Annotated in this window: 17 protein-coding genes; 12 read left to right on the top strand and 5 right to left on the bottom strand. The window is 35.6% G+C overall.

Annotation, left to right across the window (positions count from 1 at the left end):
- The first annotated feature begins 49 nt into the window (after positions 1–49).
- The 3 genes from rimM to VB798_RS21090 all read left to right on the top strand — a co-directional run bounded on the left by rimM (position 50) and on the right by VB798_RS21090 (position 2679).
- Positions 50–577, top strand: coding sequence for a ribosome maturation factor RimM (rimM, locus tag VB798_RS21100; RefSeq protein WP_323689221.1), 528 nt, complete (start codon positions 50–52; stop codon positions 575–577).
- 15 nt (positions 578–592) lie between these two features.
- On the top strand, positions 593–1279 hold the full coding sequence (trmD, locus tag VB798_RS21095; protein ID WP_323689220.1) for a tRNA (guanosine(37)-N1)-methyltransferase TrmD: 687 nt from the start codon (positions 593–595) through the stop codon (positions 1277–1279).
- Positions 1280–1683: 404 nt separating this feature from the next.
- A complete protein-coding gene (locus tag VB798_RS21090; RefSeq protein ID WP_323689219.1) occupies positions 1684–2679 on the top strand; it encodes a glycosyltransferase family 2 protein in 996 nt (331 codons plus the stop codon).
- A gap of 88 nt (positions 2680–2767) precedes the next feature.
- Here VB798_RS21090 and VB798_RS21085 read toward each other — a convergent pair whose 3' ends face one another.
- Positions 2768–3682: an alpha/beta hydrolase gene (locus VB798_RS21085; RefSeq protein ID WP_323689218.1), complete on the bottom strand. Its 915-nt coding sequence runs from the start codon at positions 3680–3682 to the stop codon at positions 2768–2770.
- Between the two features lie 36 nt (positions 3683–3718).
- Positions 3719–4669, bottom strand: a complete 951-nt coding sequence (locus VB798_RS21080; RefSeq protein WP_323689217.1) for an EamA family transporter — start codon at positions 4667–4669, stop codon at positions 3719–3721.
- Positions 4670–4728: 59 nt separating this feature from the next.
- Between VB798_RS21080 and VB798_RS21075 the strand changes: the two genes are divergently transcribed.
- The 3 genes from VB798_RS21075 to VB798_RS21065 all read left to right on the top strand — a co-directional run bounded on the left by VB798_RS21075 (position 4729) and on the right by VB798_RS21065 (position 9576).
- Complete coding sequence (locus VB798_RS21075) at positions 4729–7155, top strand: zinc-dependent metalloprotease (RefSeq protein ID WP_323689216.1); 2427 nt, start codon at positions 4729–4731, stop codon at positions 7153–7155.
- 83 nt (positions 7156–7238) lie between these two features.
- Positions 7239–7865, top strand: coding sequence for a Uma2 family endonuclease (locus tag VB798_RS21070; protein ID WP_323689215.1), 627 nt, complete (start codon positions 7239–7241; stop codon positions 7863–7865).
- Positions 7866–8619: 754 nt separating this feature from the next.
- Positions 8620–9576 (top strand): hypothetical protein, encoded by a 957-nt coding sequence (locus VB798_RS21065; RefSeq protein WP_323689214.1) that lies wholly within the window; start codon positions 8620–8622, stop codon positions 9574–9576.
- A 122-nt stretch (positions 9577–9698) separates the two neighbouring features.
- On the opposite strand, the gene VB798_RS21060 is transcribed toward VB798_RS21065, so the two are convergent.
- From VB798_RS21060 to VB798_RS21050, 3 genes are all read right to left on the bottom strand, one after another.
- A complete protein-coding gene (locus VB798_RS21060; protein WP_323689213.1) occupies positions 9699–10400 on the bottom strand; it encodes an SDR family oxidoreductase in 702 nt (233 codons plus the stop codon).
- 468 nt (positions 10401–10868) lie between these two features.
- Positions 10869–12326, bottom strand: coding sequence for an APC family permease (locus VB798_RS21055; RefSeq protein WP_323689212.1), 1458 nt, complete (start codon positions 12324–12326; stop codon positions 10869–10871).
- Positions 12327–12644: 318 nt separating this feature from the next.
- Positions 12645–13235 carry an RNA polymerase sigma factor gene (locus tag VB798_RS21050; RefSeq protein WP_323689211.1) on the bottom strand — a complete coding sequence of 197 codons (591 nt, stop codon included), beginning with the start codon at positions 13233–13235 and terminating at the stop codon, positions 12645–12647.
- Positions 13236–13529: 294 nt separating this feature from the next.
- On the opposite strand from VB798_RS21050, the gene VB798_RS21045 reads away from it, so the two are divergent.
- From VB798_RS21045 to VB798_RS21020, 6 genes are all read left to right on the top strand, one after another.
- The gene (locus VB798_RS21045; RefSeq protein WP_323689210.1) at positions 13530–14573 is read left to right on the top strand and encodes a FecR family protein; all 1044 of its coding nucleotides are present in this window, start codon (positions 13530–13532) and stop codon (positions 14571–14573) included.
- A gap of 512 nt (positions 14574–15085) precedes the next feature.
- Complete coding sequence (locus tag VB798_RS21040) at positions 15086–18298, top strand: SusC/RagA family TonB-linked outer membrane protein (RefSeq protein ID WP_323689209.1); 3213 nt, start codon at positions 15086–15088, stop codon at positions 18296–18298.
- Between the two features lie 24 nt (positions 18299–18322).
- Positions 18323–19867, top strand: coding sequence for a RagB/SusD family nutrient uptake outer membrane protein (locus tag VB798_RS21035; protein ID WP_323689208.1), 1545 nt, complete (start codon positions 18323–18325; stop codon positions 19865–19867).
- A gap of 157 nt (positions 19868–20024) precedes the next feature.
- Complete coding sequence (locus VB798_RS21030; RefSeq protein ID WP_323689207.1) at positions 20025–21494, top strand: arabinan endo-1,5-alpha-L-arabinosidase; 1470 nt, start codon at positions 20025–20027, stop codon at positions 21492–21494.
- A 27-nt stretch (positions 21495–21521) separates the two neighbouring features.
- Complete coding sequence (locus tag VB798_RS21025) at positions 21522–22490, top strand: glycoside hydrolase family 43 protein (protein WP_323689206.1); 969 nt, start codon at positions 21522–21524, stop codon at positions 22488–22490.
- 77 nt (positions 22491–22567) lie between these two features.
- The gene (locus VB798_RS21020) at positions 22568–24556 is read left to right on the top strand and encodes an alpha-L-arabinofuranosidase C-terminal domain-containing protein (RefSeq protein WP_323689205.1); all 1989 of its coding nucleotides are present in this window, start codon (positions 22568–22570) and stop codon (positions 24554–24556) included.
- Positions 24557–24617 lie beyond the last annotated feature (61 nt).

The following is a 24617-nucleotide window of genomic DNA, read 5'->3' as shown; positions in this document are numbered from 1 at the left end:
GTTCATTCCAACAAAGACAATAAGTATCGTTGATACTAAAAATATAGCAATGACTAAAGAGGATTGTTTTGAACTAGGAAAAATCACCAAAACACATGGACTAAAAGGCGAAGTAATCCTTTGGTTAGATGTAGATTTTCCTGAAGATTATGAAGATTTAGAAAGCCTTTTCTTGGAAGTAAAAGGGGAATTAGTTCCTTATTTTATTGAAAGCTACCGCCTTTCTGGCAATCGTGCGATTGTACATTTTGAAGATATTGATACTTTTGAAAAAGCGGAAGCAATGATTAATCTTCAAGCTTTTTTGCCATTAGATGAACTTCCTGAACTTGATAATGACCAATTCTATTATCACGAAATCATTGGTTTCCAAATAGTTGATAAAAATTTAGGTCATTTAGGTACAGTACAAACTGTGCATTCTATGCAAGCGCAGGACTTGTTGGTGATGGATTATAAAGGTAAAGAAGTATTAATTCCTGTGATTGATGAAATTATACTTCAAGCAGAAAAAGAACAAAAAATACTTCATGTAAATTTACCAGAAGGTTTGTTAGAAGTGTATTTAGAAGACTAATTCCAGATTCCGACCATGCGAATAGATATTATTTCGGTAGTGCCAAAATTGATGGAAAGCTTTTTTGCTCATTCAATTTTAAAACGTGGACAAGAGGCTGGTCATGTAGAAGTCATTCTGCATGATTTAAGAGATTATTCTCTTTCAAAACAACGCCAAGTAGATGATTACGCTTTTGGTGGAGGTGCAGGAATGGTGATGAGTGTAGAGCCAATTGCTCGTTGTATTCGCCATTTACAAAGTGAAAGACATTACGACGAAATCATTTACATGACGCCCGACGGCGAAACTTTCAATCAACAAACAGCCAATCAATTGTCACTGCAAGGAAATCTTTTATTTCTTTGCGGACATTACAAAGGTGTTGATCAAAGAGTACGTGATATGTTTATCACCAAAGAAATTTCAATTGGTGATTACGTACTTTCTGGAGGAGAATTGGCAGCGGCAGTTTGTGCAGATGCCATTATTCGATTGATTCCGGGCGTATTAAATGATGAAACTTCGGCATTGACAGATTCTTTTCAAGATAATCTTTTGGCGCCTCCAGTTTATACTCGTCCTGCTGAATTTGAAGGAATTGGTGTACCGCCAGTACTTTTATCTGGGCATGAAGCCAAAATTAATGAATGGAGATTCGAACAATCAATCGAACGCACTAAAGCGAGAAGACCAGATTTATACCAAAAAAGTGGTTTGTAGCCATCATTTTGAGTGATTTAAGATATTGATTGAGCCATTTTTTATAAAGAATAAAGGCGAAATCAAAAAAAATAAATAATTCTTACAAATAATTGTATTATATGTTTATTTATTTGGATTTTTTATTATTTTTGTAACGAAGAGAATATGTGAGAGGGATACAATTTAATAGCGATTCAAAGACAATAACATTAAATAAAGTAAGGATTATATTTAGAAAGCCTGATGTCTGTGGCATCGGGCTTTTTTGTATGCTTACTTTTCCAGAACAATCAATCAAGGTTTTTTTTAAGGAAATAACAGGCTATTCATAAATTACTCTATCAATAAACCTAAGCCCCAACTGAATTAATTGTAATTTTATAGAAAATTAGTCCTTAGAATTTTCAAATAATCAGTTTCGCATGGATGTTTCGATTATCATTATCAATTATAAATCAGCAACGTTAACAGTTAATTGTATTAGTTCTATCAAAAAATTTACGCAAGATGTTAGTTATGAAGTAATTGTGGTTGACAATGATTCACAAGATACTTCTGAAAATATCATCAAATCAGTTCATCCAGATATCGTTTGGGTAGCAAGTACTTATAATTCAGGTTTTTCAAGAGGAAATAATCAAGGAATGGTAATTGCTAAAGGAGATTATTTTTTATTGTTGAATGCCGATACATTACTTTTCGAGAATTCAATTTTTAAAGCTTGGCAAAAACTTAAAGCAAATCCAGATATTTCGGCAATTGGGGGAATACAAGTAACGGCTGATTTGGTAAAAATGCCATACTTCAGAAATAGAAATGAGTTTTTGAAATTCTTGATTATCGCTCCAAATTCGATGAACAAGTATTTAGAAAAGATTTTTCCTGAACCACAATTTGAAGACCCCAATCAATCTGAATTATGTTGTGGTGCTTTTATGTTGGTTGCTCGAAAAACCATCGAAAAAGCGGGCAAAATGGATGAAGACTTTTTTATGTATGCCGAAGATTTTGAATGGGCTGGCAGGCTAAGAAAGGTTGGAAAAATCTGCTGTTTTGAGGAAATACAATTTATTCATTTAGAAAAAGATTCTCCGTTTAGAAGAACGAACATCTCCCCTATCAACCGATTTGGAACGCAAATGCAAGTGTCCAACTTACTTTGGATTCGTAAAGAATATGGTTTGGGGTTCTATCTTTTACTCATTTTTCATTACACTTCATTAGCGACTTTCTTTTACTTGTGGAAAATCTCTGTCAATATTTCCAAACTCCGAAATCCATTCTTTGAACTAAGAAGTCAGAAAATATTTGCCTTAAAAACATTAGTTTTCTTAAAATTCTTCTGGAAAACGGTCTTCAAAATAAAAGGTTTTTATAAAATTGAAGTGAATGATAATATTGATTTAAGATTCCGTTAGTTGCCGTTATCGGTTATAAATTCATTAAATTAAAACAAAAAGCCGTGAGTTTGAGAAAAATTTCAAACTCACAGCTTAATACTCAAAGCTATTTACTCAATAATCCTAAAGAATCCATCCAATTCTTCACATTGTCCATCCATTTTTCATTCGTGGTTTTATTATTTAAACCAAAACCATGTCCGCCTTTTGGATAAATCACCAATTCAGCCAACACCCCATTTTTTTGTAATCCTTCATAAAAGACCAAAGAATTTTTCACAGGCACAGCCGTATCATCACCAGCATGAACTAAAAATGTTGGTGGGGTATCTTTCGTAACATGCAATTCATTTGAATATTCATCAATTAAGGTTTGGTCTGCTGTTTTACCAACTAAATTAATTCTTGATCCCGCATGACCAAAATCTTTAAAAGTAATTACAGGATAAGCCAAAATCATAAAATCTGGACGAACAGAAACTTCGCTTGTTACCTCTCCTACTTGTTTATCAAAATGTGTTCCTGCCGTTGAAGCCAAATGTCCACCAGCTGAAAAACCCATAATGCCAATTTTACTTGGATTGATTCCGTACTTACTCGCATCTTTACGCACAGTTCTTAATGCGTGTTGTGCATCTTGTAAAGGTGCGATTGATTTATCAATTTGAGCATTGTCATTAGGCAAACGATACTTCAATACAAAAGCAGTAACGCCCATTTTATTAAAAACACTTGCCACATCCGAACCTTCGTGACTAGCCGCCAAAATACCATAACCTCCACCCGGACAAATAATCACGGCAGTTCCGTTAGCTTTATCGGCATCGGCTGGATAAACTGTTAATGTTGGCACTGTTACTTCAGATATTCGGAGTACGCCATTTTTATCCGTAACAGACTTTTGTGTATTCGGTACTTGTTTAGCATTCGGAACACCATTTGAATACAATGGCATTTCTTGTTGCGCTTGTGCGTACTTCATGCTTAATAATAAAGTAAATGTTAAAATGATTTTTTTCATAAGATTGGTTTTGAAAGATAAAATTAATGTGCTGTGTCAAGTATTTTCTACGGTTGTTTTATTTCTTGCAGTAGTGATTAAAATTACGGCTGTAATAATAATTGCTCCCGCCAAAAGCATTAATGGATGAAGGCTTTCGCCAGCAAATAATGAACCCAAAATCATTGCCACCAATGGGTTCACATAAGTATAAGTAGCCACCAAAGTTGGCGAAGTTACTTTAGATAACCAGTTAAAAACTAGAAAAGCCAAACTAGAGCCAAAAACTACTAAATAAATAAAAGATAAATATGCTTTAGGCTGAATGATTGAAAAATCGAAGTGATTGAATTCTCCTAAACCTAAGCTAATCATCAACGAAAATATTCCGCCTGTCATCATTTGCATTCCAGAAATTTGCGAAGCGTGGAAATCAAAAATCATGGCTCTTTTTACAATGACAACGCCAAAATTCCAAGCAAAAATTGCTAAAAACAAGAATAATACACCAAGCATATAATATTGTTCATAGCCTTTTAAAGCCAATGACTTCAATGTCATTAAAATACCAACGCCGACAATTCCAAGAAAAGCCCCTGCAATTACTCTAAGATTTGGTTTCTCATGATTAATCAACCAAAGCAAAGAAACTAACAGTACTGGCCCTATGGCTGAGAACAATGCTGAAAAACTTGAAGGTATCCATTTTGCCGCAATTGTAAATAATCCATTGCCAAAAGTAAGCATCAAAAATCCCGTAACAATGGTTGTAAACAGCATTTTACGAGTAGGCTTCTGATACTTTTTACTGATGATAGAAAAAATAAAAAGGATAGTTCCTGCGATAAGATTTCGAAAGCCAGATGCCATCATGGATGGAACTGTTTCTACGACAAAACGTAAAGCTAAATAGGTTGAACCCCAAACTAAGTATAGTGTAATTAAGCCCGCCCAGATTTTTAATTGATGATTTTGTTGATTCATACCCCAAATTTGAGATTTTTTCACGAAATTTAAGAAGGCTTCTGCCTGTATATTTTCAACAAACAATAATTAATTCATCAAACATGAAAAAATTACCTTTATTAATCCTACTCTTTTTTTGCTTTCAAACCTTTGCTGACAAACTCCCAAGTATTTCTGAAAAGACTGCCTCCTTCAAAAAATACGAAGGTTTTATGAATTATTGGTGGGATGAAGACAATGGAAAAGTATGGTTAGAAGTATCTAACCTCAACCAAGAATTCCTATACATTACTTCATTGCCTGCTGGTTTGGGTTCAAATGATATTGGGTTAGACCGTGGCTTATTGGGCGATGAAAAAGTAGTGTTTTTCAATAAAGTAGGAAGAAAAATTTTATTGATTCAACCTAATTTAAAGTATCGTGCTATCACAAACGATAGCAACGAAAAGCGTGCCGTAACGCAATCTTTTGCTCAATCTACTTTAGCAGGTTTTACCATTGAAGCCGAAGAAAATGGCAAGTACTTGGTAGAAATAACCGATTTATTAATGCAAGATGCCATGGGCGTTACCGACCGCATCAAAGGCATGGGCGAAGGTTCATACGCTTTAGATAAATCTCGTTCGGCAATGTATTTTGAACGTACCAAAAATTTTCCTTTAAACTCAGAATTTGAAGTAAGCCTAACGTTTACAGGGGGAAGTGATGCAGGTAGATTTGTAAAATCTGTTACGCCAAGTGCTGAGGCAATTACCTTGAGAATGCACCACAGTTTTGTGCAATTGCCCGATAATCAATACGAAAAAAGAGAATTTGACCCACGTTCAAGTTTCAATGCGATTTCTTATTTCGATTATTCAACACCAGTGAGCGAACCCGTTGAGAAATATTACACTGTTAGACATCGTTTGAAGAAAAAAGACCCGAATGCCAAAGTTTCGGAAGCTGTAAAACCCATCATTTATTATTTAGATAATGGTACGCCAGAGCCTATTCGTTCAGCTTTGATGGAAGGAACGGCTTGGTGGAATCAGGCTTTTGAGGCTGCTGGTTATAAAAATGCTTTCCAAGTAAAATTATTACCTGATGATGCCGACCCAATGGATGTTCGCTACAATGTTATCAACTGGGTGCATCGTTCTACTCGTGGTTGGTCGTATGGTGCTTCGGTGATTGATCCACGCACTGGCGAAATCTTGAAAGGTCATGTTACTTTGGGTTCATTGCGTGTTCGTCAAGATTATCTGATTGCTCAAGGTTTACTTTCTCCTTTTGAAAATGGCAAGAAATTAGATCCAGAAAAAGACCCTATGTTAAAAATGGCTTTGGCACGTCTCAGACAATTAGCCGCTCACGAAGTTGGACACACATTAGGAATTATGCACAACTATTCGGCGAGTACTAATAATCGTGCTTCGGTGATGGACTATCCGCATCCAAGAGTAAGTTTAAATGCAAAAGGTGAAGTTGATTTATCAGATGCTTATGCTGTGGGCATTGGCGAATGGGACAAAACTTCTATCGCTTTTGGCTACCAAGATTTCCCGAAAGGAACAGATGAAAAAGCAGGTTTAAATAAAATTTTACAAGATGCTCGCAACAAAGGTTTATTGTTTTTAACTGACCAAGATGCTCGTCCTGCTGGTTCAGCGAGTCCAAACGCACATCTTTGGGATGAGGGCAAAGACCCAGTCGAAAACCTAAACGTTTTGTTGAAAGTAAGAGAAAAAGCTTTAGCCAACTTTGGCGAAAAAACCATTCGTGAAGGCGTACCGATGGCATTTTTGGAAGACGCTTTAGTGCCGATTTATAATTTACATCGTTACCAAATTGAAGCAGTTTCCAAAATTGTGGGTAGCGTTGACTATCGTTATGCGGTGCGTGGCGACGGACAAATTCCAACGATTTTGGTTTCAAAAGAAACACAACAAAGAGCATTAAAAGCTGCCATTCAATGTTTGAGTCCTGACGTTTTAACGCTTCCAGAAAACATTATTAAATCAATTCCTCCTCGTCCTGCTGGTTATAATGCTTCAAGAGAATTGTTTAAGAAAAGAACAGGTTTAGCCTTTGATGCACTTTCAGCGGCAGAGTCGGCGGCAGATTTTCCTTTACAATTTTTATTACAACCAGAACGTGCTTCAAGAATGGTAGAATATGCGGCTCGTGGCGAAGGTATTACTTTAGACGAACTCAATACACAATTAATTGAAAATACTTGGAAATTACCCCGCAAAACTGGTTTAGCATTAGAAGTACAATTACAAACTGAACAAATTTTGCTCACGCATTTATTAGCTTTAAGTGTCAATGAAAAAGCGAGTTACCAAGTAAAAGCATTGATGGGCAAAAGCTTGAAAGACTTAAAAGCATACATTGAAGAAACTAAGAAAAGCGTAAAAGATGTCAGCTATCAAGCACATTTAGACTATGCTTTGGAAAGAATGAAAAATCCTTCAGCAGCCAAAGTAACGGCTCATAAAGAATTGCCTCCGGGTGCTCCGATTGGTTGTGAAGATGAATTTTAGTTTGATTACTGAGCTTTGACAAATTTAAAATTTGTCAAAGCTACATTGGTAGATTTTGTTTAAATTTGATAAAAAACAAGGCTATGGTTATTGCTAAAAATTTGAAAGAAACCATTTTAACTGAGTTGAATACTCAGCAATTGGTACGCATCCCTGCCTCAGAAGAAGACTTCTTTTCTGTGACAAAGGAATTGCCTTTTAAAATAGAATATCATGAAAACGAAATTATTACTATGGGATTAGCATCATTATGGCATGAAGCCATTGTTATGAATCTGGGTAGAATATTCAATATGCTTTTTTTCAACAACGATGATATTCTTGTTTTAGGAAGTAACTCTGGTGTGCAAATTCCCAAATTTGAGGGAGGTTATTATATGCCCGATGTAATGGTGGTAAAAGGAAATCCTGTTTTTAAAGAAAAGTCTCGTGCTATCATCACCAATCCTTATATCATCGTAGAAGTACTTTCGCCAGCAACCAAGGCCTTTGATTTATCAGAAAAACTGTCGGAATACAAATTACTGAGTAGCCTTCATCAAGTGATTTATATTAATCCAGAAAAAGTAAGTGTTTCAACTTTTATTCGTTCTGAAAACCCCAATACTTGGATTAATCAAGATTTTTATAGCCTTGAAGATGCCCTTCCCGTAGAAAACAGCAGTATTTCTTTAGCGGATATTTACCATAAAATTAAGTTTGAGGAATAGTCATCTTTATTATTAAACAAAAAGCCCAGTTGTTCCTTTGAATGATTGGGCTTTTTGTTTCTTTTAATGACCTTTTCGCCATCGTTGGAGTTTTTCTCCAACGAGATGAGCGCCAGCAACGAACCAACCTTCAATGCTAAAAAACTTAATTTTATACTCATAATCTTGAAGATTATGAGATGACGAGTTGCTGACGCAAGGCTTGGTGATCTAGGCGACCCCGTAAAACACCACAAAGGACGTAAATCGGCACGCTGAAATTACTCCCTCCAACTCGGAGCAACAAATCGGCACACTGAAATTCATTCCTCCAACTCGGAGCAACAAATCGACACGCTGAAATTCCTTCCTGCATCGTGCAGGAGACAATCGACACATTGAAATTCCTTCCTGCAACGTGCAGGAGACAATTGACACGTTGAAATTCCTTCCTGCAACGTGCAGGAGCAAATCGACATGTTGAAATTCCTTCCTGCAACGTGCAGGAGACAATCGACACGCTGAAATTCCTTCCTGCAACGTGCAGGAGACAATCGACACGCTGAAATTCCTCCCTGCAACGTGCAGGAGCTAATCGGCACATTGAAATTCCTTCCTGCAACGTTCAGGAGTAAATCGACATAATGAAATGCTATCCACCAAGGTTAGCTTTCTTACTATTTATTCAATATTAATTTCTCTCAAAATCTGCTTAAAATTTGCATGTTTTATTTTTCTGTGCCTTCTTGCGTGAAATCCCAAAATTTCCCATACAATGAAAACTAAGTTGTTATTTATTTTACTTCCTCTTACTTTCTGTTTTAATACTTTTGCTCAAAAGAAAAAGCCTGCAAAAAAAACTCCTGCTGTTAAAGTTTCAAAAATTGATTCGACTGAATTACTCAATAAAAATCCGCTGAAAGCTGGTGTGCAACAAGCAAAGGATTTTGTGGAGGCGAGTCTTAGCCCAAAAGATTTAACGGCTAATCAAAACGGTGAAAAACGTTATTATGATTCTTATAAATTGCTATTACATGCTGGCGAAGAACTTTTTTTAGAACATTCTTCTGCTAATTTTAGAGTAATGTTGAGCTTAAAAACACCTGCTAAAGATAAGCAAGAACTTAGCTATGATTCTCAGCCTTTCAAAGGCAATAGCATCAATAAGTTTCATTATGTTGCTCCTGTAACGGGGACTTATACTTTGTTGGCGACTTCGATGGATGCTGGACAATTAGGAAAATATAAAATTGCGAAAACCATTACTACGGCTTCGGCAATAGAATCTGGACTTGACCAAACTTTTGCGAATCAGTTTAAGGCTTTGGAGAAATCGAAAAAGGAAAACTTTAAAAATATCACTGGCGAGAAAATCAAGAAGGATAAAAAAGAAGAAAAGAAAGATAAAACGGCTGGTTTAGAGAGTTTTAAGACTAATCTTGAATTAGTAAGTGGCAAAAATGCTCTTATTTTTAAAGATAATAATGGACAAACTGCCAATTACAAAAGCGTATTATTTGAAAGCGAAAGTGAAGAAGAAGTAAAAGCTAATTTCGAGCAATTGAAAAAGCAATTACAAGTACTTACCAGAAATTGGACGGAACAAAGTAATACCGATACCAACTATAGTTCTTCTACAGATACAGATTTTATTACGTTGAAAATCAATTCGATTCCTCCTGTTAAGAAAAAGCAGAAGCCTCTTTTTCAACTTGAGTTTGTTTATAATTAAGTAGCATACTGGAGCTAAAGACTTTCTTAGCAGGTGAACAAATTCACCTGCTAAGAAAAAAGGAAAATATTCTACAATTGTAATAAATTCAGAAGATTCACAATTCACTCAATCACAATTAATTACGCTGGCATCGTTGGGCGAACTTCTATTTTACTTGGTAAAGTTCTTGCAGGCATTTTGATTAAATCTGCTACAATCTGACCAATATCTTCTGGTTGAATCTTCCAAGCATCTTTTTCAGATGGAGAATGTCCATTGAAATGGGTAGCGACAGAACCCGGCATAACCGTTGTTACTTTGATTCCATCTTTTCTTAAATCCATCATAATGGCTTGAGAGAAACCTACCACACCAAATTTACTCGCATTATATGCTCCGCCATTGGGGAAAAAGTTAGTGCCAGCCAAACTTGAAATTGTGATAAAATATCCCTGAGTTTCTTTCAAAGCCAAGTAAGAAGCCTTAATACTATTGAAAGTACCAGTTAAGTTAATATCAATTGTTTCTTGCCATTGTTCATCAGTTAAGTCTTGAATCGGTGCAAAATGACCTACTCCTGCATTAGCAATTACATAATCTAATCTTCCCCAAGTAGCAAGAATCGTATCAACAGCATTTTGTTGAGAAGCCAAATTTCTTACATCTGATTCAATCCCAATGGCGAAACCTTCTTTGATTTTATTCAATTCTGATGCAGCTTCGTCTGCACTACTTTGCGAACGACTTGTGATAGCCACTTTGATTCCTTCTTTGATTAATACTTCGGCAATGCCGTATCCGATTCCTTTTGAACCTCCAGTAATAAGAGCAATTTTCGTCATGTTGATTGATTTTGAAATAAGTTTGTATCACGGATTTTCAATCCGTCAATGCTATAATTATACGGATTGGAAATCCGTTGTACTGTTCTTGTTCAACTTCTGTTAATGCAAAAAAGTTTCGGTATTGGGTTATCGGTACTTATGTTGTTTGGAGATGATGTAAATCGCATTTCAATTCCACATTGGTACGATTAGAAGATGTTCGGCAAGATTTGAAAGATTTAAGCCCAATATTCCAATTCCACATTGGTACGATTAAAAGAATTGTTGCTCAAACCCGACCAAATGTATTTATCATTTCAATTCCACATTGGTATGATTAGAAGTTGGGTAATTTGTCGGCTTGGTCAATGATTAGTATATTTCAATTCCACATTGGTACGATTAAATTAATAAAAAACAGGTCAGAAGTTTTGCTTTTGACCTGTTCTATTGTTTTCTACAGATTGGAAATCTGTTGTACTATTTTTATGCTTTCTTTTTCCATAAATAGAAAACAGGAATTCCTAAAGCTACAATGCCAACACCTGCCCAAGATGGTACGGGCTTGTAAATCAATAAATTCACGCAGAGACCCGTAGCAAATAAAAGATAAATCGCAGGAATAACGGGATAGCCAAAAGCTTTGTATGGACGTGGAGTATTGGGTTGTTTTTTACGCAAAACGAATACTCCAACGATGGTCAATATATAAAATACTAAAATGGCAAAAACGGTATAATCTAATAAATCACCATAAGTACCTGTTAAACACAATAAACAAGCCCATCCGCATTGAATCCATAATGAAAAAGCAGGTACACCTTTACTGTTGAGTTCACCTGCTTTTTTGAAGAAAAGTCCATCTTTTGCCATCGCATAATAGACTCTCGCTCCCGATAAAATGATACCATTATTACAGCCAAAAGTAGAAATCATGATAAAAATCGCCATGATGATAGTAGCAGGATTGCCGAAAATCATTTCAGCGGCAGCTGTCCCTACTCTATCATTCGTTGCAAACATTATCCCTCTTGAAAGCGTATCCTCAGCATTGGGATGTCCTTGTACTGGCAAAAGCATTAAGTAAGCAATGTTTGCCAGAATGTATAAAGCACTTACCGTTAGCGTTCCATACAATAAACTTAATGGAATATCACGTTTAGGGTTTTTCATTTCGCCAGCGGTGTAAGTAACATTATTCCAAGCCGATGAAGAAAACAATGGACCAATCAAAGCCAAACCCATTGCCGACCATAAACCTATGCCCGACAAGTATTCGTAATCCATAATTTTACCATTTTCCCATATAATTTTCACTGGACTCCAGAAATCAATTGAATTGATTGCCCACATCCCTTTTTTAGGGTCTGAACCAACAATTATTCCAACAACAGCCAAGCTCAATAAAGCCCCAATTTTGGTAACTGTAAAGATTAGCTGAACCAATTTAGCATTCTTTACACCTTGAACATTCACGAAAGTTAGGAGTAAAATAAGGGCGATTGCTAAAAGTTGTTGGGTATCAAAAAGAAGGAATTTATGTTCAGTACCGATATAATTAGGAAGCAGAACACCAGTATATTTGGCAAAAGCGACGGCAACGGCAGCAATCGTTCCAGTTTCGATAACCAAAAAGGTAGTCCAGCCAAAAAGGAAACCCGTTAAAGAATTATAAGCTTCTCTGAGATAAACGTATTGACCGCCAGCATTGGGCATCATACCCGCCAATTCGCCATAAGAAAGTGCTGAAATCAAAGTGATTATCCCAGTGATAATCCAAGCCAGTAATAGATAACCGGGAGAACCTAAGTTACGAGTAACATCTGCTGAAACGATGAAAATACCAGAGCCAATCATAGAGCCAATCACAATCATAGTGGCATCAGTTAGGCTTAGTTCTTTTTTTAGTTCTTGTGAAGTAGTGGGAGAAGTATTTTTTTCCATCAAGGATTTATTGGTTAGTTTGGTTGATTAACAAACTTAACGAAAGACAGCTTGATTTCAAAATTTGGGGATTTATTAGGGTTAAATGATTAGAGATTACTTCCTTAACTCCAATATCCATTTTCATTATAATATTATTATGTAACCTACTACAAAACCTTAGTCCCATTTTAAAGCAAATTAAAAAATGTAACAAACTCATTCTCAAGCGAGTTTTACTACAAAAACTAATTACTATAAGTTTTAAAGTGAAAAATTCCCGTTTGAAATTCAATTCAAACGGGAATTTTTTTATGAATATTTGTCCAGAGAGTAAATCTAACCAACCAATGGATATTCCCAAGGATAGGAGTATTTTGAACCAACATTAAAAATCTCTTGTAAAGAATCTAATGCCCTGTAAATTAAGGCTCTTGCTGATTTTACTTTCGTCATTTCCATGATTTGGGCAATCTCTTCGTAACTCACATCTTCGTAAAAGTATAATAAAATTGCTTCTCTTTGCTTTATCGGTAATTTATTAAATGCTTCTTGTAAAAGTTCTCCCGACTGATCTAAACAAAGTTCACGTAAAATATCTGAATCTGCGGCAAAATCAATCTGAAAATCTCCGCCAAAGTCATTCAAACTAGAAAATCTATCTTCATGTTTTACTTTACGGACTAACTTATTTCTCAAACTTGCCAATAAATAAAACTTAATCGAGGTTGTCGCACCCAAACGTTCACGACTTTGTATCAATTCACAAAATAACTCTTGAACAGCATCTCTCACCAAATCCGTATCACTTGAAAATTGACGACCATAATTGTACAATACATTCACGTATTGGCGATAAATCGTCTCCAAGGCAGAATCACTTCCTTTTAGAAACTCATTCCAAAGCTGGCTGTCAGATACTTTATCCATCTAATTATGTTCGTTGAGCTTTTGAAAACTTGTGTCAAGTTGACACAATCATACACAAAGATAATAAAATATTTACAAAACCAACAAATTGTATAAAAAAAATAAAAACTTTTACTTTTCTACGCATAAATACTTTTAGTTACAGAATATCATAGAATAATTAAAAATAAAACAGAAGCTAATACCTTAATTTTCAATGAATTATTCAATTTATTCACTATAAATTCATTTTTTATTGATTTTGCTATGGTCATCCTAGCATTGTTTGTCTTTATTAATTGAAAACCTACAAATATGTACTCTAACATTGAACAAATAAAAGATTTACTCGAAGACCCAAATTTTGTGAATTGGGTTAACCAACCAAACGCTGAGTTGGATGAACATTGGCAAGAATGGTCAGAAAAGCATCCAGAAAGAAGAAGCGATTTGTTGTTGGCAAAACGATTCGTGAAATCTCTGCATTATAAAAATGAATTTATGCTTGACGAAGTAGAACAAGATAAAATGTTTGAACAAATCAAAGCATTTAAACAAAATAAAGATGACGCTGATAGAAAGTTAATTCGCAAAATCAATTTCCGAAAAACATTATTCGGACTTTCGGCAGCAGCTTCTGTTATTATGGCATTTATTGGAAGTGTTTATTGGACAAGTAACGAAAATCCTGCTCCTTTCAGCATTGTTCGCTCAGACAATTCAATAGAAGTAGCCACTACTTATAAAGGACAACGCACCAAAGTAATATTACCAGATGGCAGTATTGTACATCTCAACGCTGGAAGTAGCATCAATTATCCAGTAGCTTTTAGCAAAACCAATCGAGTAGTTACGCTTGTTGGTGAAGGATTTTTCGAAGTTGTTAAAAATAAGAAGAAACCTTTTATTGTGGAAACAGGCAAAGTAAAAACGCAAGTATTAGGAACATCATTCAATGTTAGAGCTTACGCTAATGAAAAAATAGTACAAGTAGCTGTAGCAACTGGAAAAGTAAAAATGGAAGACAAAGCATCTGGAAAGTCTCAATTCCTTACTCCTAATGAAATGGGAACTTTAGATAATACAGCTAATATCCTAAAAACAAAAGTGAACCTTGAAAAAGCAACTGGTTGGAAAAAAGGAGTATTAGTATTTGATGGCGATAACTTTACTGATGTTTTTACAAAGTTAGAGATTTGGTACGGAGTAAATATCATCGTCCTTCCCAATGTTGAGCTAAAAGGACATTATAGTGGAGAATTTCAGCAAGAAACACTTGAAAATATCATGCAAGGGATTGCTTTTACTTCTGGCTTTCAATACGAAATAGCTGGCAAAACAATTCTCATTCACAATTGATTAAGTAGTGATTAGTAAATAGTGACTGGCGACTAGCATTTCAATCTTCTAACTATCAGCTATTTACGAAAAAAAATGTCAACTAAATTGTATTCATTAATTACCTAACTACTAATATATTATTATTCAAAATTAATCAGTCTTTAATCAATAAAACCCTTCTAAATTTCATGAAACTAAGAAATTCAAACAACACTAGTTAAGGGTTTTTGAATTGTATATGATTGTGTCAACTGTTTTTCTGCAAGAAAATAGCAACACAATCAATATACAAAGCAAAAGAACCTTTAATAAAATTATCCTAAAAATTGGCGTTTGGAGGATAAGCATTAAAAAAGTATAAGTATTTAAAATACAATAACAAATTTATGAAAATTCATTTACTACCAAGTGTGCGGTGTTCAAAATATCTTTTTGTAGCAATATTTTTGCTCATTTTGAACGTAATCGGGTCTATTCACGCTCAAGCTAATAGCTTTGATGAAACGAGATTGACTCTTAGAGTCGATAAAATGAACATTTTGCAAGTTTTTAAAGAAATTGAAAAGAAAACTGCTTACAAGTTTACTTACAATGATGCTTTCTTGAATGATAAAATGAGAGTAACGATGAGCATGGAAAACCGTTCATTGACTGAAATTCTTGCATTTTTATCGAAAGAAGTAAATTTGGAGTTCAAACAAGTAAAAAAACATATTCACGTAATTGCTTCTAATGACAGAAAAACCAGTTTTTTAGGTGGTGAATCCGTTCAATCAATCAAAGTTGCAGGCTTTCCAGTTAAAGGGAAAGTAACAAGTGGCGAAAGTGGTGACGGAATTCCCGGAGCAAGCGTATTAATTAAAGGAACAAACAAAGGTTCTGTTACAAACGCTTTAGGAGAGTTTTCGATGGAAGTTGATAATGAAGCTACCGTTTTAGTTTTTAGTTCAATCGGTTATGTTTCTAAAGAAATTGCTGTAGCTGGTCGTAAATTAATCAATGTCAATTTATTGTCAGATGTTAAAGCTTTAGACGAAGTAGTTGTGGTAGGTTATGGTACTCAGAAAGCGAAAGATTTAACAGGTTCAGTAGGTATTGTAAAAGTTGATGATGCTAAGAAAACCGCTTCATATGATGTTGCAAAACTTTTACAAGGACAAGTTCCGGGTGTAACAGTACAAAGTTCAGGTGAACCTGGTGGTTTTGTGAATATCAAAATTCGTGGTATTGGTTCATTGACAAATAATAATCCTCTTTTTGTGATTGACGGAGTTTTAGTAGATAGTCCTTTTGATTTTTCTACGAATGATATTGAATCTATTTCAGTATTGAAAGATGCTTCGGCTGGTGCGATTTATGGTTCGAGAGGGATGAACGGTGTAGTAATTATCACGACTAAAAAAGGCAAAGCGGGTCCTTTAAAAGTTGATTATAATGCTTATGCTGGTGTTCAAAATATCGCAAAAACGATTTCAGTAATGGACAGAGTAGGCTACCAAAATGTTGTGAGTGCCGCAGAATTAAATGCTGGTTTAACAATTGCTCCTGCCAACGACCCTACCAACCCAGCTTATATCAGTAATGTAAATACAAACTGGCAAAAAGAAGGTTTGAAAACAGGTTATATTCAAGACCATAACTTAAGTTTTTCAGGCGGTTCAGAAACCGTCAAAGCAAGTGCTTCATTAGGTTTCTTCAACAATAGCTCAACGGTAACTGGTCCACAGAACTACAAGCGTTATACTTTCAACGGAAACATTTCTGGTAAAAAGGGTATTTTCTCGTTCGGAGCAAAAATTGGCTATACCAATTCAGAGAAAATTGGCGCAGAAAATACTCGTGAACATGCCGTTTTTGGAGGCGCTATCACTAGTTTATTGACAGCCATTCCAACAATGTCAGTGTATGACGAAAATCGTTTAGGTGGTTTTGGTGGTGCTGATAAAAACACACAAAGAGCCATTACTTTAAACGTAATCGGGATGAACTCTTTATTGAAAGGAACTGATACTCGTAATAGGTTTTTAGGTTCAGTTTTTGGAGAATTAGAATTGTTGAAAAACCTGAAATACAAACTTCAATTAAGCGCTGACCGTATTGATACTAGATACTTATTCTTCGAACCAAAGTATGATTTAGGGTTTTATTATCTAACGCCTAATGCCTATTTATTCGAGAAAAGAGAAAATAACTTGACGACTTTGGCTGAAAACACTTTGAACTATTCGCATGAATTTGGTAAACATAAAATCGAAGCATTGGCGGGTTATACTTTCCAACAAGGTGTTTATTCAAGAACTGAAGCAAGTGCAAAAGGCTTAGTTGAACCTTATGTATTGAACATGAATACTGCTGTAAATACAGCTAACGGTAAAAGTGTAACAGGTTGGGATTCAAAAGCTACTTTATCATCTGTGTTGGCTCGTTTGAACTATAATTATGCAGATAAATACTTATTGACTGTAAATTATCGCCGTGATGGTTCTTCTAAATTCAGACCAGAAAATCGCTATGGAAACTTTGCTTCTGTTGGGGTAGCTTGGAATGTTCACAATGATATTGAACTTCCAGAAGCAATCAGTTCTTTAAAATTAAGAGGAGGTTACGGTGCTTTGGGTAACCAAAATGTAGGTGATTATTTGACAGATACTTATATCAATACCAACACAGGTTATGTATTTGGTGGAGTTTTAGCTCCGGGTGCTATCAGAACTCAAGTTGTTGACCCTTCAATCAGATGGGAAAGTAAACGTACTACAAACGCTGCAATGGAATTAGGTTTATTCAGAGACCGTGTTTCTTTTTCTGTTGAATATTACGATAACCGTTCTTATGATGTATTGGCAAATATTCCAATCCCTACTTCAGTGGGAGCAACAAATGGTTCAATCTTAACGAATGCCGCATCTTTGAGTAACTCAGGACTTGAATTTACGGCTAGCTACCGCCAACAAACTGGTGATTTCAAATATGCAGTTTCAGCAAACTTCCATACGCTTTCAAATAAAGTATTGGCTTTGGGTGGAACGAATAATCCAATTTATGGAGCGGCAAGTAAAACAGAGGTTGGTCAACCAATTGGTCAGATTTTCGGATATGTTTCTGAAGGTATTTTCCAAAATGCTGATGATGTTAAAAACCATGCAACACAAACCAATGCAGCCCCTGGTGATGTAAAATTCAAAGATTTGAATGGCGATAAAGTTATTACTTCTGATGATCGTACTTATCTAGGAAATACGATTCCAACTTTTTACTTCGGAACGAACTTCAACGCTTCTTACAAAAACTTTGATTTCTCTGCTTTCATTCAAGGTAGTGGTGGTAACAAAATATACAATGGGATGTATCGTGATTTGATGGGCTTGCAATACAGTAATGGTTCAACAGATGCTTTGAACTACTGGACTCCATCAAATACCAATACCAACGTTCCAAGACCAATCATTGGTGACCCAAATTCAAACGGTAGAGATTCTGATAGATTTGTTGAAAACGGCACCTATTTAAGACTACAGAATGCTCAGTTAGGTTATACTTTACCGACTTCAATCGTAAATAAATTAAAAGTAAGCAAAGTGAGATTTTATGTTTCAGGACAAAACCTATTCTTAGTTTCTGGCTTCAAAGGCTTCGACCCAGACTTTATGGGCGAAAGCGATGGATTGTTCAGCAGAGGTTATTATAATGGTTCATATCCTAACCCAAGAGCAGTATTATTGGGCGTTCAAGTTGGTTTTTAATTTCACTCAAACGAATTTATTACAATGAAAATATTTAACAAAAAAGTTATCATTGCCTTATCAGCAACTTTATTGATAACTACTTCTTGCGAAGATAAATTAGATCAAGTAAACCCAAATTCTCAAACATCTTCTACTTTCTGGAAAAATGATGAGGACGCTTTAAAAGGGATTAATTCAGTTTACTTAAGTTTAGCAATTGATGGCAGTTATATGCGTTCAACACCATTGTTATTAGATAACCGTGGCGATGATGCAATGAGTAATAGTCCTTGGGATCAAATGTATAACTCAGGTAAATTTGCCATGAATGCTGGTAACTGGGCAATTTATGGCTGGGCTTTTGGAGCATATTATGAAGGTATTTCTAAAGCGAATCAAGTATTAGATTACGTTCCAGGAATTACGATGGATGCCAATCTTAAAAAACGCATTTTGGGCGAAGCTTACTTCTTGCGTGGTTTATACTTTTATCACCTAGTGAATATGTTTGGAAATGTAATGTTACCAACAAATTCAGTGCAATCAACCAAAGATTTCTTTGTAAAACAATCTACAGAAGCAGAAGGTTGGGCACAAGTAATGGAAGATTTCAAGAAAGCAGCAGATATGCTTCCTACTACTTATGCTGGTACAGATTTAGGTCGTGCTACAAAAGGTGCAGCGTTAGCTTATTTAGGAAAAGCATATTTGACAAACCATAAATACACAGAAGCAGCGACTCAATTCAAAGCAGTAATTGATTTAGGTATTTATGATTTAGTACCAAACTATCGTGACAATTTTACTGAAGCCAATGAAAACAATAAAGAATCATTGTTTGAAGTGCAATTCGAACGCACGGCAGGTGGAACAGACTTAAACTGGGGTGGCGAGCCAATTGCTTCGTGGGGTAGAGTTTCTGCAAGAGCAATTACTTATGGTGCAAATGGATTGGGCTGGACGGACGTTCAACCAACAAGAGCTGTCTTTAATGATTTCTTGGAAGAAAAAACAACGGATGGCAAAGATGACCCACGTTTAGTTGCCACTATGTTTTACAACAAACCGGGTTTGATGGTTTATGGAAAAGAATTCTCGGTAAGATATGCTGGAAATGCTGGAGCTCTGAATTCATTGTATTGCCGTAAATATGCTAATGATGATACCAAAGCGGATGAATTTGACTGGCGTTCGGGTATCAACGAAAGATTGATGCGTTATGCTGATGTATTGATGATGTATGCTGAATGTTTGAACGAAACAGGACAAACTGCTGCTGCTTATCCACTTATTCAAAAAGTGAGAAGCCGTGTTGGTTTACCAAATTTAGCAACTGTAAAACCAAATATGACACAAGCACAAATGCGTGAACAAATTGGTCATGAACGTTTATTGGAATTTAGTTTAGAAGGTCACCGATTCGATGATATTCGTCGTTGGGGTTGGTTGAATGACCCAACTAAATTAGCTTGGTTGAAATCAAGGGACCCTGAATTTAATACTTTCAAAGCTGGTCGTGAATTCTTCCCAATTCCACAAAATGAAATAGATAATAACCCAGGTGTAAAACAAAATTTGAGTTATTAATTGAGTGATTAAGTGGTTTAGTGAACGGTAGTTTTACTTTCATTAAACCACTTTTAACTAAAGTATTTTTTTCATTAGGGGGCGACTTAAGTCACCCCCTAATGAAAAAAATAAACAATCACTGAATTTCTATTCATCAACCCAACCTATCCTACTCATGTTACAATTCAAAAAAACAATATATTTTATTTCTTATACTTTATTTTTGGCCGCTTGTAGTAGCGATAAAGTTGATACTGTCATCCAACCTTTGCCCACAACTACACCCACAACTTTTGATATTAATTCTATCAAAGATAATTATGCAGATATTGCACCAGCTTCAAATTATTTGAAGTGGGGTTGCTACAATGTTCACGACCCTTCAATCATTAAAGACGGTGATACTTATTACTGTTACAATACTGACGTTGCTTACGGAACGGATATTCGTCCCGGTATTCAAATTCGTTCTTCTAAAGATTTAATTGAATGGAAATTTTACGGTTGGGTTTTCGAAGGACTTCCAACAAAAGGAGCTGATTATATTAAACAAGGTGGAGGAACGCCTTTTAATTCATTATGGGCTCCTTATGTTATTAAAGTTGGGAACGAATATAGATTATATTATTCGCTTTCATCAGCTAAACCTCGTTTAAGTGCTATTGGTTTAGCAACTTCCTCCTCTCCTACTGGTCCTTGGAAAGAACAAGGATTAACAGTAGTTTCTAAAGACGATAATACGATACAAACCAACGCAATAGACCCAACTGTACTCATTGACCAACAAGGTAAACATTGGATGTACTACGGTTCTGCTTGGGATGGAATTTATATATTACAACTCGACCCAGCTACAGGTTTAGCTTTGAGTCCAGGTGATAAAGGTAAAAGAATTGCCAATCGTGGTTTTACAGGTGGCGTATATAATGGTAATATCGAAGGGCCAGAAATCATCTATAATAAAGAACAAAAGAAATATTATTTGTTTATCGCTTACGATTGGTTGGCAACTAAATACAATGTTCGTGTAGCAAAATCGGATTCTCCACAAGGACCTTTTTATGATTATGATGGAAAAGATGTAAATACCAATCAAGACCATGGACCAATGATTATTGCACCATATCAATTCAATGGTCATGCTGGCTGGCAAGGAGTTTCGCACTGTGCTGTTTTTGAAAATAATGGTCAATTTTATATTAGTCATCAAGGACGTCCGGGAAATGATTCAAATTTCATGATTCTTCATAGCAGAAAGCTATATTGGACAAAAGACGGCTGGCCTGTAGCCTCGCCTGAACGTTATGCTGGTGAGTTTACAACGGCAATCACCAGTAATGATTTAGTTGGAGATTGGGAGCAAATTATTCTTGGTTACAAAATTGTTCCGGGTTATGATAAGGAACAAAGTCAGCCAGATTTTCAGTATGCTACTAATTTAACATTGAATGCCAGTGGTGCTATCAATGGCGATGCAGCGAACAAATGGACGTATATTGCACCTTGGTTAGAACTAAAATGGAGTAATGGTTTTACAGACCAAGTATATGTAGATAGAGGTCGTGACTGGGAAAATAAAAAAGAAACCATCATTTTTACAGGATTGAATAACAAAGGGACAAGTATTTGGGGAAAGAAAAAATAGTATTTATATATCAATTAAAATTAAATCATGAATCGTAAAAACCTTTTAAAACTATTATTTGCGGGACAAGTATTGTTCAGCTTTTCAGTAAATGCTCAAGTAAAAATGTCTGGCAACCCCATAGTTAAAGACAAGTTCACTGCCGACCCAGCAGCTTTGGTTGACAATGGAACTGTCTATATTTATGCTGGTCATGATGAGGCGCCAACTCGTGAACAACGCTATGTAATGAACGAATGGCTTTGTTACTCATCTACAGATATGGTTAATTGGAAAGAACATCCAAGCCCATTAAATACTAAAAATTTTACTTGGGCAAAAGGCGATGCTTGGGCTTCGCAAGTAATAAAAAAAGGAAATAAATATTACTGGTACGTAGCTGTAGAACATGGAACAATTCATGGAAAAGCCATTGGTGTGGCAGTTTCTGATAGTCCGACTGGACCATTTACAGATGCTCGTGGTTCAGCAATTATTACTAATGACATGACCAGAGATACAAAAATCAGTTGGGATGATATCGACCCATCTGTTTTTATTGATGACGACGGACAGGCTTATCTTTTCTGGGGTAATACTTTTTGTTATTATGCCAAATTAAAAGATAATATGACAGAGTTGGATGGACCAATCATGAAAGTGAATCTTCCTACAAAGTTTACAGAAGCGCCTTGGGTACACAAACGCAAAAACTGGTACTATCTTTCATACTCGATTGAATTTCCAGAAAAAACAGTTTATGCAATGAGTAAAAGCATTAATGGTCCTTGGGAATTTAAAGGAACTATCAACGAAATTGCGGGAAATTGTAATACCAATCATCATGCTATTATTGATTTCAAAGGAAAATCTTACTTTGTTTATCACAATGGAGCCTTAGTCCCAGATGCTGGAAGTTTCCACCGTTCGGTTTGTATTGATGATTTAAAATATAATTCAGATGGAACGATTAAAAGAATCGTCATGACTTCTGAAGGAGTAAAAGCAGTTAAATAAATCTTTAGTAATTTTACCCTGCATTTACTTAAATACATTGGCTAACGACAAATTTTTCTTTTAATTAAATATATCTCATGAATTTCAAACAATTAACGGTCTTTTCATTACTCGCTTCTGCAATTGCCTTGCCAGTATCAACAAAAGCTCAAACCCCAGTCATTAATATCAAAGCCACACAGCCCGTTGCTGAAATTCAGCCTACCATGTGGGGAGTATTTTTTGAAGATATTAACATGGGTGCTGATGGTGGTATCTATGCTGAATTAGTTAAAAACCGCTCTTTTGAATTTTCTAAGCCTTGGATGGGATGGAAAATTGAACGCAAAAAGGCAGAAGAAGGCGATATTATCATTCAGAATCGCCAAGGTAATACTGTTAATCCAAGATTTATCAGTGTAAAAGCCAATAACATTTCTAAAGGAGAACTAGGAATTACCAACGAAGGCTTCAAAGGAATGGGAATTAAAAAAGGACTGAGATATGATTTTTCAGTACTGTATCGTCATCAAAAAGGCTCAGTAAAATTCCACTTAGAATTACTTGATTCAAAAGGTAATATTATCGGCGAAACAACCCTTATCCCTACTGGAAACGGACATGATTGGAAAAAAGAAGCCATCAGTTTCAGTGCCACTGAAACTGAAGCAAAAGGAAAATTTAGAATTTGGTTTGAAGGAAATGGAGAAATCGACCTTGATATGGTTTCATTATTTCCAGAAGATACTTGGAAGAAAAGACCAGGGGGAATGCGTGCAGATATGATTCAACTATTGGCAGATATGAAACCAGGCTTTATTCGTTTCCCGGGTGGCTGTATCGTAGAAGGTATAGATTTAGCCAACCGTTATCAATGGAAAAAAACACTTGGTCCTGTTGAAGAACGTCAGTTGATTATTAACCGTTGGAACGTAGAATTTGCTCATCGCCCAGCACCAGATTATTTTCAAACCTTTGGTTTAGGCTTTTTTGAATATTTCCAATTGGCAGAAGACATTGGTGCTGAACCGCTTCCAATCTTAAATTGCGGAATGGCTTGTCAATTCAATACCGCTGAAGTTGTGCCTGTCAATGAACTAGATTCGTATGTGCAAGATGCCCTAGATTTGATTGAATTTGCCAATGCCGAACCTAATACTAAATGGGGAAAAGTACGTGCAGACATGGGTCATCCAGCACCATTCGATTTAAAATATTTAGGAATCGGTAATGAAAACTGGGGTCCACAATATGTAGAACGGTTAAAAGTGTTTACGAAGGCTATCAAAGCAAAATATCCAAATATCAAATTGGTAAACAGTGCTGGTACTGACCCTAGTGGCGATAGATTTGATTATTTGAACAAAGAGTTACGTGCAATGAATGCTGATATTATTGACGAACATTATTACCGTACTCCTGATTGGTTCTTGAAAAATGCTGGTCGTTATGATTCTTACGACCGTAATGGTTCAAAAATATTTGCAGGTGAATATGCTGCACAAAGTGACAAAACTGTTAGTGTAAAAAATGTAAACAATTGGAAATGTGCTTTATCAGAAGCAGCCTTTATGACAGGCTTAGAACGTAATGCACAAGTAGTTAACATGGCATCGTATGCACCACTTTTTGCACATGCAGAAGGCTGGCAATGGACACCCGATATGATTTGGGTAGATAACCTTCGTTCGTATGGTACGCCAAACTATTATGTACAAAAATTGTATTCTACTAATAAAGGAACGCATGTTTTGACTACCACTCAAAATGGAACACCGCTTACTGGTCAAGAAGAATTATATGCTTCGGGTATTTTAGACAAAAAAACCAATGAAGTAATTTTGAAAATTGCCAATGTTTCAGACAAAGAGCAAGTACGTGAAGTAAATTTAGAAGGCATCAAAAAAATCGATGCAAAAGCTAAATTGATTGTCTTGAAAAATGCTAATCCAGAAGCTTTAAATACTTTTGAAAATGCAACAAACATCAGTCCAGTAGAAGAGACTATCACCCTAAATCCAAAGAAAAAAATCTCTTTGACTTTAGCACCAAATTCATTTACAGTACTAAGAGTTAAGTTGTTATAATAAAATAGCCATTAAAATCGTCTTGTCGAGTAGATTATCCATCAAAAATCTATCCGATAAG

The sequence above is a fragment of the Arcicella lustrica genome, from assembly GCF_034930985.1.
In the GTDB taxonomy this organism is placed as follows: domain Bacteria; phylum Bacteroidota; class Bacteroidia; order Cytophagales; family Spirosomataceae; genus Arcicella; species Arcicella lustrica.
The sequence above is the reverse complement of the archived record's forward strand: the minus strand, read 5'-3'. Positions and strand labels throughout refer to the sequence as shown.

Coding starts and splice junctions, on each gene's coding strand:
- rimM (WP_323689221.1), top strand. CDS start 50: ATGACTAAAGAGGATTGTTTTGAACTAGGAAAAATCACCAAAACACAT.
- trmD (WP_323689220.1), top strand. CDS start 593: ATGCGAATAGATATTATTTCGGTAGTGCCAAAATTGATGGAAAGCTTT.
- VB798_RS21090 (WP_323689219.1), top strand. CDS start 1,684: ATGGATGTTTCGATTATCATTATCAATTATAAATCAGCAACGTTAACA.
- VB798_RS21085 (WP_323689218.1), bottom strand. CDS start 3,682: ATGAAAAAAATCATTTTAACATTTACTTTATTATTAAGCATGAAGTAC.
- VB798_RS21075 (WP_323689216.1), top strand. CDS start 4,729: ATGAAAAAATTACCTTTATTAATCCTACTCTTTTTTTGCTTTCAAACC.
- VB798_RS21070 (WP_323689215.1), top strand. CDS start 7,239: ATGGTTATTGCTAAAAATTTGAAAGAAACCATTTTAACTGAGTTGAAT.
- VB798_RS21065 (WP_323689214.1), top strand. CDS start 8,620: ATGAAAACTAAGTTGTTATTTATTTTACTTCCTCTTACTTTCTGTTTT.
- VB798_RS21060 (WP_323689213.1), bottom strand. CDS start 10,400: ATGACGAAAATTGCTCTTATTACTGGAGGTTCAAAAGGAATCGGATAC.
- VB798_RS21055 (WP_323689212.1), bottom strand. CDS start 12,326: ATGGAAAAAAATACTTCTCCCACTACTTCACAAGAACTAAAAAAAGAA.
- VB798_RS21050 (WP_323689211.1), bottom strand. CDS start 13,235: ATGGATAAAGTATCTGACAGCCAGCTTTGGAATGAGTTTCTAAAAGGA.
- VB798_RS21045 (WP_323689210.1), top strand. CDS start 13,530: ATGTACTCTAACATTGAACAAATAAAAGATTTACTCGAAGACCCAAAT.
- VB798_RS21040 (WP_323689209.1), top strand. CDS start 15,086: ATGAACATTTTGCAAGTTTTTAAAGAAATTGAAAAGAAAACTGCTTAC.
- VB798_RS21035 (WP_323689208.1), top strand. CDS start 18,323: ATGAAAATATTTAACAAAAAAGTTATCATTGCCTTATCAGCAACTTTA.
- VB798_RS21030 (WP_323689207.1), top strand. CDS start 20,025: ATGTTACAATTCAAAAAAACAATATATTTTATTTCTTATACTTTATTT.
- VB798_RS21025 (WP_323689206.1), top strand. CDS start 21,522: ATGAATCGTAAAAACCTTTTAAAACTATTATTTGCGGGACAAGTATTG.
- VB798_RS21020 (WP_323689205.1), top strand. CDS start 22,568: ATGAATTTCAAACAATTAACGGTCTTTTCATTACTCGCTTCTGCAATT.